This is a genomic window from Gordonia zhaorongruii (genome assembly GCF_007559005.1).
GTDB lineage: Bacteria > Actinomycetota > Actinomycetes > Mycobacteriales > Mycobacteriaceae > Gordonia > Gordonia zhaorongruii.
Genome location: NZ_CP041763.1, coordinates 157412 through 169032 on the forward strand (window position 1 = coordinate 157412; position 11621 = coordinate 169032).

The following is an 11621-nucleotide window of genomic DNA, read 5'->3' on the forward strand; positions in this document are numbered from 1 at the left end:
CGAGAGATCGGTTCAGCCCGCCGTGCGGGTGAGCGCCTGCTCGACGAAGGTCGACAGGTCGCCGCACAGCATCGGCCCGTGTCCCGGCATGACGACGACCGAGTCGAGATCGGCGAGCGAGGCCACCGCGGCATGATTGGCCGGAACATCGTGCGTGAACGTGTGCCCGAGGCACTGGGGGCCGCGCTGCTTGGCGATCGGGTGCCCGCTGATCATCGCGTCGCCGGAGATCAGGACCTCGCCGTCACCGGCTAGAAACGAACTGTGGCCCCTCGTGTGCCCGTGGGTCGGCACCGCGACGGGCGAGCCCGGCAGGGCCGACAGGTCACTGAACGGGACAGCGTCGGACAGTCCGCTCTTGTCCAGTGCGCCGAGCGGGACGATGGAGCCGAGCCAGCGGATCACCTTGGGCCGGTAGGCGATCGGCCCGATCGTCGACGGGTCGGCCTGCTCCAGGTACTCGCGTCGTGCGTGTCCGACTTCCTCCGGGTCCGCGAACACGTCGAACGGATGGCTCCGGCGCAAGCGGACGAGACCGCCGAGATGATCGACGTGCGCGTGCGTCAGCAGCGCCGCGCGGATCTCCTCGGGCGCACTGCCGATGCGTCTGAGCGACTCGATCACCGCGGGCGCATGCCCCGGGTAGCCGCCGTCGATCAAGGTGACGCCGTTGCCGTCCTGCAAGATCACCCAGTTGACGATCGAAGTGGAGACGAGGTGGGTCTTCGTGTCACCGTGCGTGATCGTGGAGATCTTCAGGTCGGGCATGGCGGTCAGCCTTTCTTGACGACCAGGACGAACGGTCCGAGTTCGGTCACGGTGAACCTCGGGTCGTCGAACACCTTGGGCGAGAACGTGACCGCGTAGCGGCGGACGTTCGGGTCATTCGGGAAGACGTCCTCGGCGAGACGCAGGTTGTATCCGTCCGCACTGTAGCGGAACAGGAAGACGTCGGGTGCTCGCCACGGAACGGTCTGCATCTTGTCGAGCAGGCCGTCCGTCGACGTCGCCTTCGACCAGTCCTCGATCGTCTTCGCGCGTTTCTCGAACTCCGACAACGGATTCGCGTAGTGCGAGGTCAGACCTTGGAAGCCCCAGTACGGATACAGAGACAGGAACGCGAAATCGGCGGTGAGCACCACGTTCTGGTTCGCCGGTCGGCCGGTCTGCTCGCGAATCATCCGGTGCAGTTTCGGGTAGTACGATTCGGCGCCCGCCGGATGCTGATCGGCGCGCTCGCCGTAGCCGTCGGTGTCCGTGTAGGCGGTGGTGATCTCCGACGACAGGTGGGTTGGAATCGACTGCGCGAGAGCGAGTCCGCACACTGCGGCCAGGATGCCGACAGCCGTCCGGATATCACCGAACCGGCCCACTGCCGCGCGTGCGATCTCCACGACCCCGAACACGCCACCCGCGGCGAGTGCGGTGGCCGTCACCGCTTCCAGGCGGAACGAGAGGAGAGTGGTGCCGATCGCGGTCAGGGCCAGCGACAGGCAGGTCAGCCCGATGATCCCGAGGAGGAGGTAGCCGATCGCCGCGGCGATGGTCCGCTTCCCCAGGCGCAGCAGGACCCAGATCAGGCCGACCATGGTGAGGACGCCGATCAGATTCAGCTGGAACATCGGCAGCCCGACCACGGCGCCGTTCTCAGGCAGGTAGTGCTGGGCGGCGCCGCTCGACGCGACCGGGTCCGTGACCCGGCGCATGAGGTACGGCGCCCACACGATGAGCGCGACGAGTCCCGCGATCACCGCCATCGCACCGAGTCGGATGACGACGGCGAGATACTCGGCCCGACGGGTGCTGTGGAGGGTGTCGTCCGGCACCGCCGCATTCCGGTTCGCCAACCGGATCTGGATCAGGTAACCGATAGCCATCAGCACCGCGGTACCGGCGAAAAGACCGGTGTAGAGCGTGTAGACGGTCGCCGAGACGCCGAGGAAGAGTCCTACCGCGACGACGGCCAACCAGCCGGTCCGGTTCAGCGGCGACGGGCCGTCCGCGAGACGGCCGTGCCCACGCAGGGCGGACGCGGCGACGACGGTCATCGGGATCCCGACCAACGTCAGGACCGCGGCGTACGGTTCGGGCGACGAGTAGACCAGCGTCACCGCGGCGGTCGCCAGCCCGATGGCGGTGCCCGTCGTGACACCGACCATGCGGTTCCACAGTGCGGTACCCAGCGCGGCAGCGATCGCCATGGACAGGACGGCCCACGGCTTGTACGCCTCCCAGCCGGGCATCCCGACGAGGTTGGCGAAGCGTCCACCGAACCAGAACCACGTGGCCGGGTAGTACGGCGGCAGGCCGTCGTACGTCATGTCGGCCAGGTGAGCACTGTCGGTCAGCCGGGTGAGGTACTCGGTGCGGAACTGCTGGTCGGACGACAATCCGAACAGATACAGCTTGGTCGCACTCAGCGGCATGCCGAGCGTCACCGTGACCAGCAGTGCCGCCGACAGGGACGACATCAGCGATGTCCAGGTTCGCGAGCGTCCGTATCGGTAGGCGACGACGGCGACTGCCGCGACGACGATCGCGACGCCCTGACCGAGGGTGGTCAGGGAGCGCGTGACGTTCGAGGTGTTGAACGCCGGCCAGTCGACGGCGCCGATCACCTTGAGTGCGACGAATCCGACCACCGCGGCGAGGACGACGGCCCCGCCGAGTTCGATGACGTCGCGGGAGCGTCCCGACTTGGGAGTTTCGGCTACAGCGGTGGTCTGCACGTCGCTAGATGGGCAGCTTGCGGAAGACCGGACGCGGGATGTGGCGCAGCACCATCATGATGTAGCGGAACGGTCCGGGAACCCAGACGATGTCCTTGCCCTTGTCGACGGCGGCGACGGCGAGACGGCCGACGTCCTCCTTGTTGACGGTGAGGGGGGCGTCGGGGACGTGCGCGGACAGTCGGGTGCGTACCTGGCCGGGACGGATCACCAGGACGCGGACACCCTCGGGACGCAGGGCATCGCCAAGACCGAGGTAGAAGCCGTCGAGACCGGCCTTGGTGGAGCCGTAGACGAAGTTGGATCGGCGAACTCGCTCACCTGCGACGGAGCTCATGGCGATGATCTGTCCGTGCCCTTGGGCGCGCATCTTCTCGCCGAGGATCACGCCGACGGATACGGCGGCCGTGTAGTTGATGTTCGCTTCGAGGACGGCGAGCTTCTCGTCCTGCCAGGCCTTCTCATCGTCGCCCTGGATGCCGAACGCCACGATCGCGACGTCGATGTCGCCCCCGGCGAAGGCCGAGTCGATGACGTTGCGGTGCGTATCGGTGGCGAGTGCGTCGAAGTCGATGCGCTCGACCGACGATGCGCCGGCGTCCTTCATCTGTGCGACCGCGGCGTCGGCGACGATGTCGCCGGGGATGGTCGCCAGGACCACGCGCATCGGGCCCTTCGTGAGGTACTCGGAGGCGATCGCCAGACCGATCTCGGAAGTGCCACCCATAATCAGGATGGACTTGGGAACGCCGACGGCGTTGAACATGTGCTTCTCTTTCGTCGTTGCGTGAAGTGTGCGGGGCAGACCGGGGTCAGACCAGTTCGAGGCGACGTCCCATGTCGGACATGAACACCTGGTTCGGGTCCACGCGGCGTCGGACGGCGATCCACTCGTCGATGCGCGGATACATGGAATGGAAGGTGTCCGCGCTGGTCCGCGAGTCCTTGGCCGTGTAGAGCCGACCTCCGATGTCCATGACGCGCCGGTCGAGTTCGGTGACGAACTCGTGGAGGCCGCGTTTGATCGGGAAGTCGACGCAGATGTTCCAGCCCGGCATCGGGAAGCTCAGCGGGGCCTGATTGCCCTCGCCGAACAGCTTGAACACGTTGAGGAAGCTGACATGTCCGGACGCCTGGATGTCGTAGATGATGCCCTTGAACTCGTCCACGGCCTCGGGCGGAACGATGAACTGGTACTGCAGGAAGCCCTTCGACCCGTAGGCGCGATTCCAGTTCCCGAACAGGTCGAGCGGGTGATAGAACTGCGTCAGATTCTGGATCTTGCCCTGATAGTTGCCGCCCATCCGGTAGTACGCCTCGCCGATCGACGAGAAGGTCAGCTTATTGGCCAGCCCGTTCGGGAAGATGTCCGGGAAGTTGATGAGGGTGGGCGCGTCGAATTTGAGCGGGTCCTTGGCGAGCTTGTCCGGCAGTTGATCGAGCGTGGCGAGGTTGCCACGAGAGAAGGTGCCGCGGCCCAGGCGCGGGGGCTTGCTGATCGCGTCGAACCAGCCGGAGCTGTAGTTGTAGTTCTCCTCCGAACCGTCCTGGTGCAGCGCGATGGTCTCGTCGAGCGAGTTGGTGACGGAACCATCGGCGATGAAGTAGGCGGTCTCAGTGCGCGTCATCTTGATCTTCGCGCGCAGGATGATGCCGGTCAGGCCGATGCCGCCGACCGTGGCCCAGAAGATGGAGGCGTCGGGGTCGTCGTTGCTGCCCTCTGGAGTGAGAGTGAGGATCTCGCCCGATGCGATCAACAGGGTGATCTCGGCGACGTGGTTGCCGAAGCTGCCCGCGCTGTGGTGGTTCTTGCCGTGGATATCGCAGCCGATCGCACCGCCGACGGTCACCTGACGGGTGCCGGGAAGGACCGGAACCCACAGTCCGTGCGGGAGGCCGACGCGCATCAGAGTGTCGAGGTCGACGCCTGCATCGACGTCGACGATCGCAGTTGCGTCGTCGATGTCGTGGATGCGGGTGAGCTGCGTCATATCGATGGTGAGACCGCCGGAGTTCTGCGCGTTCTCGCCGTAGGACCGACCCAGACCACGTGCAATGACACCGCGCCGGAAGTGGGCGGGCTTGTCGGCGTTCTGATCGGCCACGCGTGCCACCGCTTCCGCGATGACCTCCGGGTACGGCGTCGACAGCACGTGCCCCTCGATGGGCATCGTCCGAGCCCAGCCCATGAGGGTCCGGGTCTGGATTGGAAGGAGTTCTGTGTTCGTCATCGTCGATCAGGTTACCCGTAGGTTCTGAGAACGCCGGAGATGTCGTGGCAGTCGTCTACATTCAGCAGGAGAGGGAAGGATGTGCAGCGATGATCGTCGTCGGCTATTCGGGCGGTACCGGCGCGAGAGCCTGCGTGGAGCAGGCGATCGTCGAGGGAGTCGCGCGCGATACCGGCATTCTGGTGATCAACGCGGTGTCCGGTGGCCGCAGCCATCGGATCGTCGACGCGGAGGAGATCGCCGACGTCGAGCAGCGACTTTCGCGGTCGGGCGTCCAGTTCACGATCTCCCAGCCGATCGGCGGCGATCCGGCAGAGGAACTACTGCTTGCGATGGACCGGCCTGAGGCCGAGATGCTGGTCATCGGCATGCGACGCCGCACTCAGGTGGGGAAGCTGTTCCTCGGCAGCACCTCGCAGTATCTGCTGGCCGAGTGCGCGAAGCCGGTGCTGGTGGTGAAGCCCGGTGCCGTCGGCGCGGGCGACGGCGTCGTCGACTGAGATCTGTCCCGCTGGTCTGCCTCGCCGGCCGAGAGGGAGACCTCGGCAGAGAGAGGACCGCAGCATCAACGCAGGATGCGCGCCAGGAACGGCGTCGAGTCCTTCATCGAGGCCAGCACGGTCCCGGAGTGGTCGGTGGGATACATGTGCAGCTGGACGGGCTGGCCGGCCGCCTTCATCTGCGCGTACAGGGACAGCGCCGAGGGCATCGGAACGTCGATGTCGGTGACGCCCTGGCCCATGAAGATCGGACGGTCGTAGCCGGAGTACGGCGTGCTCATGTAGTCGACGAGCGCGCCCTGAACGCCCGGTACCGAAGCCAGCGGCCTGGTGAACCAGCGGTTGATCCGGGCTCCTTCGGCTTCCTCGTGAAGTTCGGGGCCGCAGAGGGTTCGTGCCTTCTTCACCATCGCGCGACCCTCGCCGCTCAGCACCCGGTCGGCGTGCAGGTCGGGGCGTGCGTCGTCGAATCCGGCCATGATGTAGGCGGCGTAGGAGTTGAGTCCGGCAGGTAGCACGACGGGCGGGAACAGCGGTCCTGCCTGCCACACGATGTGCTCGATGTTCGCTGGTGTTCCGGTCGCCACCACACCTCGGTAGTCGAGGCCGGTGCCGCGGGAGATCGCGGTGGCGCGGCGTGCGGCGTTGAGTGCGGCGCTCGCGCCCTGCGACTGTCCGACGATGGCCCACGTGCGGCTCACCGGGAGGCCCGATCTCCGGGTGGCGATCACCGCGTCGACGGTGGAGGTGGCCTGTGCTTCTCCGCTCAGGTAGCTCATCAGGCTCGGGGTGCCCAGCCCGACGTAATCGGTGGCGACGATGGCGTATCCCTGATCGAGCCAGTGGCCGAGGTACGCGGCGTCGCGGTCGGTACGCGGCTGGGCGGATGGGGTGCAGTCGTCGGCCAGGCCGACGGTGCCGTGCGCCCACGCGATCATCTTGTAGCCGCCCCGTGGTGCAGGCTTGCGCGGCAGGAAGACCGCACCGGTGCTGACCGCGGGCTCGCCGTGGACGTCGGTGGATGCGTAGAGGATCCGGTAGGCGCTGCGAGCCGCGGGCAGCGAAACGGAGTCAGCGAGCGGCGTCTTGGCGATCACGCTGCCGTGTCGGCCGATGGGACCCGAGTAGTCACGGGCGTCCAGTCCTGACCAGGTCGGGTCCGGTGTCGTGTCGTCGTCCGCGTGCGCCATCGGTGCGGCGACGCCGCCGCAGACGGTCACCGCGGCGATCGCGAGTGTGACTAGTGACCGACGGAGCGCCGAATGCGAAGTACGACTCATATCGGTGACATTAGACCTGTGCCGCACCGGGTTTCCTGAGGTTGCGCCCAGGAGGTGCCGCTACGCTTGGGGTGTGCCCGGATCATCACCTGCAGACGACGACGAAGCCCGTACCGACGTGGCGGCAGTCCCACATGAACCGTCGCACGAGGACTTCCAGACCCGGCACGCACCGATGCCGATCGAGTTGCCGTTCGACGACGAGGAAGCCTCGACCGACGTCGATCTGAGAACCCAGGTCCTGCGATTCATCGCGACCGGCGTGCTCTCGGCGGTGTTCGACTTCGGTCTCACTGTGCTGCTCCAGCACGTGGTCGAATGGTCACCGACCTGGTCGAAGGCCGCAGGCTTCATCCTCGGCACCACGATCGCCTATCTGATCAACCGTCGCTGGACGTTCCGGGCGGAGCCGAGCACTGTTCGGTTCATCGCCGTGGTGGCGCTCTACGCGGTGACGTTCGGCGTCAACGTCGGTGTGTACGGATGGTTGTCGGATCTCTGGGACAACACTGCGATCTACTCGGCCGTCGCCTTCTGCATCGCGCAGGGCATCGCGACGGTCATCAACTTCGTGGTCCAGCGCGCGGTGATCTTCAAGATCAAATGACCGGGCTGCTGCGGGTTCAACCTCGCGGTCCGCTATCGGTGTGACAGCAGCCGTCGTCGCTGCAACGGTGTGAAGCGAGCCTGTTGCAGCTGCGCCGATTGCGAGCTTGCAGCCCCACTGTGTCGTTGCGGCCTCAACTAGCGCAGCAGTGACGAGATGGCGCAGGTTGCAATCCTACTGGCGCAGCAGAACCCGAGACTGGTGCAGCGGCGACACCGACTGGCGCAGTGGTCCGCGCCGCAGCGTCGTACTCAGGAGAACTGGACCAGCGCGGTGCACTTGCCGAAGACGCGTTTGCCGTTCACCGTCGCACCGAAGGTGATGAGCCCGCGTTTGGTGTCGGGGTACAGGGTCTTGATCTTGCCGGTGTACTCGACGATCGTCGGCTCGGTCGCTCTGACGTAGACGGGACTCGAGAAGCGGGCTCCGAGCTCGCGGAAGGCGGCCGGGTCGCCGACGAAATCGCTGAGGTAACCGCACGCGGTGCCGAGAGTCAGCATCGCCTGAGCGACGACGGTGTCGAGCTCGGCGGCAGCGGCCAGTTCGTCGCTGTGGTGAATCGGGTTCGGGTCGCCTGCGACGCCGATGTAGTTGACGAGGTCGCCACGGGTGAACTTCTCGGTGCGAGTGGGCAGGGACTGGCCCTCCGACACCGAGTCGAATGCGATCGCACCGAATGCGCGCGGCTCGTCGTCGGGGATGACCGCCGCCTCGGCCGGTACGAGGGGCAGCTGGTGCGACTCTGTTCCGGAGAACATGATGTTGTCGATCAGCGCTTGGAACTCGGGCGGAAGGCCGTCGCTCTTGTCGCCCGGACCTGCGAGGGTGGTCCAGGACTCCTGCATGACGCCCTTGTCGAGGTCGCGGACGACGGTCTTCCCGGTGAACAGGTCGGCGCCCGCAACCGATCGGTACGAGTCGAGCGACACGTCGGAGACCACGCGGTCGCCGGCGGTGACCGGCTGGTGGAAGACGAACCTCTGCTCCACCTGCAGGACACCGGATTTCAGAAGGTCACCCGGGATAGCCTGGTCCAGCAGCTGCGTCTGGGCCTTCGTCCCGTTCAACACGACGATGGTCAGCGGGGCGAGCAGACCGTCGTGGCCGGCCTCTCGGGATTTGCTCTCGTCCCAGTGGACCGGATTGTCGTCGTGCAGTGCGCGCGCGAACTCGCGGACCTTCTCGCGCCCGATCTCGTAGTGGTCGGGCGTGGTGTAGGTCTTGCCGAGCGTCGAGGTGATGGCCTGGACGCGATCGGTACCACTGCTAGTCATAGAGGCACACGGTACCGAATGGCCGTCGAGCTTCCCCAATCACGCGCCACGGGCCGACTCAGCCGTTGACCTTCGCGATCACGTTCTCGCCGTACCAGTTGAGGTGCTGGATCTTCGTCTCGAGAGGCTCGGTGTCGGGTCCCATGACGTACGGCACGCGGAATCCGACGATCACATCGGTGATGCCCTTGTCTTCGAGGCGTTTGCAGCCGTCGACGGTGTAGGCGTCCATCGAGATGACGTGAATCTCGAAGGGGTCGTTCTCTTTTCCCTCCGCCTTGCGGATCGCCGCGATCTTGTCGAGCAGCTCGTCGAGTTCCTCGGCTGGTCCGCCACCGTGCATCCAGCCATCGCCGCGCACGACGGCACGACGCAGTGCGGGATCGGCGTGCCCGCCGACCAGCAGTGGAATCGGCTGCGTCGGCGCGGGCGCCATCTTGATCCGCGGGATGTCGTAGAAATCACCGTGGAACTCGAAGTACTCGCCCGTGGTGAGACCGCGGATGACGTCCATGCACTCGTTCATGCGCTTGCCGCGCCGCGCGTAGTCGACGCCCATGATGTCGTAGTCCTCCGGCCAGGGGCTGGTGCCGACGCCCAGCGCGAGACGGTTGCCGGTCAGGCGTGCGACCGACGACGCCTGCTTCGCGACCAGGACGGGTGGGCGAACCGGGAGCTTCAGGACGAACGGCAGGAAGCGCAGCGTGGAGGTGACGGCGCCGAGCGCAGCCGCGTGGACGAACGGCTCGATGAAGTCCTTGCCTTCCAGGAACTCGCGATTGCCGTCCGGCGTGTACGGGTACGTTGCGTCGGATTCCTCGGGGTAGGCGATCGAATCGGCGATCGTCATCCCGGCGAACCCGGCCGCCTCGGCGGCTTGGGCGAGCGGTGCGTAGTAGGTGACGTCGGTCATCGCCTCGGCGAACGTGAAACGCATGCCTGTCACACTAGAACATGTTCTAGATTCCGGTCGACCCGTTCACCGATTCCGGTTCGGGATCGCCCATTCGCCCCTCGCCCCAGCTGCGCTCGACGTACCCCAGAACGCGCTCGACGTCCTCGACCGGGACCTGATCTGGCGCGCCGTCCTCGAGGGGATCGGCATGGAAGATGTAGAGGCGGGACACGAACTGCTCGAAAGGCAGCGACCCCTCACCGGGGCGCTCCCCGTTGCCTGCTGTTCCGACGACGACGTCGTCACCCCAGTTCTGCCCCGAATCGTTGTTCGGATTGAAGAAGTACACGCGGACGACGCCATCCGGGTCCGTGGCCACGCGCAGGATCGTGATCGCGTGCCAGCCGACGTAGCGGGCACCGCTGTCGGTGAACGCGATGCCTGCGGGCTGAGGATGGATCAACGGCTGGTTGCCGTTGTAGTCCGGGTGGTACGCGGCGAAGAACTGACGGATGAAGTCGGCGGGCGCGTCGAGATTGCCCGTCTCGACGTCGACGTTGATCCGGAACCCGCGGGCCGCCCACCAGCCGTGGAACTCGGGGTTCACCCAACGGTGCGGATCACCCGGGCGGTCAGCGCATCGCCGGATCATCTCGGCGTAGATCCGGTCGAGGTGCGGCACCACGAGCAGGGAGACCGGATCGAGGTCGATGGGGTCGCCTGCGGCCACGCCTGCGGCGAGGTCGGCGGATGAGATCGCCTGGCCCTCGAAGTGGGCGATCACCTCGTCGTCGCGGGCCGCCCACGCCACCACCTGGAGCAGGTAGTCGGGGTCGTTGTACGCCCACATCGAGAGAGCGCGCGCCGACTGGCAGGTCGGGTTGTCGCCCTGGCCCACACCGAGCGGTTGACCGAGCATGGCCAGCAGTCCGCCGAGCAGCAGCGACTCGGGTTCGACGGCGGGGCCGAACGCGGAGTGCAGCCGTTCCCGGACGGCGGGGGAGAGCTTGAGAGCGAGCTGACGCCACAGCGACGGGACCACCGGCGGCTGGTGGAGGATGCCGCGGTCGAGCAGCAGCGCCAGTCCGTACAGGCACTGGGCGTTCTGCGGCGAGACGGTCCGCTGGATCAGCTCGTGAACGAGATCGCCGTAACGGAGCAGGCAGTTGCGCCCGGCGTCGGACAGTCCGAGCGCGTCGGGCAGCAGGTAGACGTTGGAATCGACGAGGTAGCGGACCAGCACCGCATGATAGGCCGAGACCAGACCGGTGTCGTGCATCGCACGGGCGAACCCGCGCGCCTCGAACTCCAGGCCTTCGGCGTCCATCGCCTCCAGCCGCGTGAGGTACACGTCGGTGCCCGGATCCTCGCGGCACGCCTCGGTGGGACCGAACAGCGCCGTCGTGAGGCGGTCGAGACCCTGCCCCGAGTTTCCCGGACTCGACGTTCCGGGGTCGGCCTCCGGACTGCTCCGGTGGATGGCGATGCGAGTGACCATCGCCTTCACCTGATCGACCTGGATGGGCCGCTGGCGGAGGATTCGCCAGATCTCCTCGACCAACTCGTCGAGGACGCTGCCGTAGCCGATCTCATCGACGATGTAGGCGAACAGGTCCCGAGTCATCGACGCCGTCTTGCCCTGGCGGACACGTTCGGTCTCCGACGGCGCGCCGAGCAGCAGATCGAGGTTCATCGCCATCACCTGCGAGAGGAACCGGCGCGCATCCTCGACCGCCATGCTCGGATGCTCGTAGTCACCCTGCGTGATCGCGACCATCCGCAACTCGCTCGTGGCCTCGAGGACCACGGTGTCGGTGCGATCGCTGTGCAGGCTGGGACCGGCGAGCGAGGGGACGAGGATGTCCGGCTGATCCCAGTCGGTACCGGCGAACACGCCGGCCTCCTCCATCGCCTCGGCGCGGGAACGGACTGCTCCGCACCCGCCGCTCTGGGTGAGGACCCGGCGGAGCGAGTCCAGGACCCGCCGCAACTTCGCGGGCTTCGCGTATTCGGGGGCACCGCTCATCGCCGCTACGGCGTGGTCGAGTTGCTCGACCCGCGAGGTCAGAGCCGGGCCCCACTCAGCGTCGTTCATGGGACCGATC

At 66.6% G+C, this 11621-nt stretch carries 10 protein-coding genes; 2 read left to right on the forward strand and 8 right to left on the reverse strand.

What is annotated here, in order from left to right:
* Window positions 1-12: 12 nt before the first annotated feature.
* From FO044_RS00695 to dprE1, 4 genes are read right to left on the reverse strand one after another with little or no spacing between them, the layout of a single operon-like run.
* Window positions 13-768: an MBL fold metallo-hydrolase gene (locus FO044_RS00695; RefSeq protein WP_132992781.1), complete on the reverse strand. Its 756-nt coding sequence runs from the start codon at window positions 766-768 to the stop codon at window positions 13-15.
* Window positions 769-773: 5 nt separating this feature from the next.
* The gene (locus tag FO044_RS00700) at window positions 774-2729 is read right to left on the reverse strand and encodes a galactan 5-O-arabinofuranosyltransferase (protein ID WP_132992782.1); all 1956 of its coding nucleotides are present in this window, start codon (window positions 2727-2729) and stop codon (window positions 774-776) included.
* Window positions 2730-2733: 4 nt separating this feature from the next.
* Window positions 2734-3495: a decaprenylphospho-beta-D-erythro-pentofuranosid-2-ulose 2-reductase gene (dprE2, locus tag FO044_RS00705; RefSeq protein WP_132992783.1), complete on the reverse strand. Its 762-nt coding sequence runs from the start codon at window positions 3493-3495 to the stop codon at window positions 2734-2736.
* A gap of 46 nt (window positions 3496-3541) precedes the next feature.
* Window positions 3542-4960: a decaprenylphosphoryl-beta-D-ribose oxidase gene (gene dprE1, locus FO044_RS00710; RefSeq protein WP_132992784.1), complete on the reverse strand. Its 1419-nt coding sequence runs from the start codon at window positions 4958-4960 to the stop codon at window positions 3542-3544.
* A 44-nt stretch (window positions 4961-5004) separates the two neighbouring features.
* Between dprE1 and FO044_RS00715 the strand changes: the two genes are divergently transcribed.
* Entirely contained in the window at window positions 5005-5460 is a 456-nt protein-coding gene (locus FO044_RS00715) for a universal stress protein (RefSeq protein ID WP_412917602.1), read from the forward strand.
* 65 nt (window positions 5461-5525) lie between these two features.
* Here FO044_RS00715 and FO044_RS00720 read toward each other — a convergent pair whose 3' ends face one another.
* Entirely contained in the window at window positions 5526-6740 is a 1215-nt protein-coding gene (locus FO044_RS00720; RefSeq protein WP_132992785.1) for a lipase family protein, read from the reverse strand.
* A 175-nt stretch (window positions 6741-6915) separates the two neighbouring features.
* Here FO044_RS00720 and FO044_RS00725 point away from each other — a divergent pair, with 175 nt between their 5' ends.
* Window positions 6916-7347, forward strand: a complete 432-nt coding sequence (locus FO044_RS00725) for a GtrA family protein (protein WP_132993406.1) — start codon at window positions 6916-6918, stop codon at window positions 7345-7347.
* A 251-nt stretch (window positions 7348-7598) separates the two neighbouring features.
* On the opposite strand, the gene FO044_RS00730 is transcribed toward FO044_RS00725, so the two are convergent.
* Genes FO044_RS00730 through FO044_RS00740 form a run of 3 tightly spaced genes read right to left on the reverse strand, consistent with a single transcriptional unit; the run spans window position 7599 to window position 11611 of the window.
* On the reverse strand, window positions 7599-8621 hold the full coding sequence (locus tag FO044_RS00730) for a fused (3R)-hydroxyacyl-ACP dehydratase subunits HadA/HadB (protein WP_132992786.1): 1023 nt from the start codon (window positions 8619-8621) through the stop codon (window positions 7599-7601).
* A 58-nt stretch (window positions 8622-8679) separates the two neighbouring features.
* Window positions 8680-9558 (reverse strand): TIGR03619 family F420-dependent LLM class oxidoreductase, encoded by an 879-nt coding sequence (locus FO044_RS00735; protein WP_132992787.1) that lies wholly within the window; start codon window positions 9556-9558, stop codon window positions 8680-8682.
* A 22-nt stretch (window positions 9559-9580) separates the two neighbouring features.
* Complete coding sequence (locus tag FO044_RS00740; protein ID WP_132992788.1) at window positions 9581-11611, reverse strand: hypothetical protein; 2031 nt, start codon at window positions 11609-11611, stop codon at window positions 9581-9583.
* Window positions 11612-11621: the final 10 nt, after the last annotated feature.

Excerpts from the sequence above, each read along its gene's own strand:
- FO044_RS00735 (WP_132992787.1), bottom strand. The coding sequence starts at position 9,558 with ATGCGTTTCACGTTCGCCGAGGCGATGACCGACGTCACCTACTACGCA.
- FO044_RS00695 (WP_132992781.1), bottom strand. The coding sequence starts at position 768 with ATGCCCGACCTGAAGATCTCCACGATCACGCACGGTGACACGAAGACC.
- FO044_RS00730 (WP_132992786.1), bottom strand. The coding sequence starts at position 8,621 with ATGACTAGCAGTGGTACCGATCGCGTCCAGGCCATCACCTCGACGCTC.
- FO044_RS00725 (WP_132993406.1), top strand. The coding sequence starts at position 6,916 with ATGCCGATCGAGTTGCCGTTCGACGACGAGGAAGCCTCGACCGACGTC.
- FO044_RS00740 (WP_132992788.1), bottom strand. The coding sequence starts at position 11,611 with ATGAACGACGCTGAGTGGGGCCCGGCTCTGACCTCGCGGGTCGAGCAA.
- dprE1 (WP_132992784.1), bottom strand. The coding sequence starts at position 4,960 with ATGACGAACACAGAACTCCTTCCAATCCAGACCCGGACCCTCATGGGC.
- FO044_RS00720 (WP_132992785.1), bottom strand. The coding sequence starts at position 6,740 with ATGAGTCGTACTTCGCATTCGGCGCTCCGTCGGTCACTAGTCACACTC.
- dprE2 (WP_132992783.1), bottom strand. The coding sequence starts at position 3,495 with ATGTTCAACGCCGTCGGCGTTCCCAAGTCCATCCTGATTATGGGTGGC.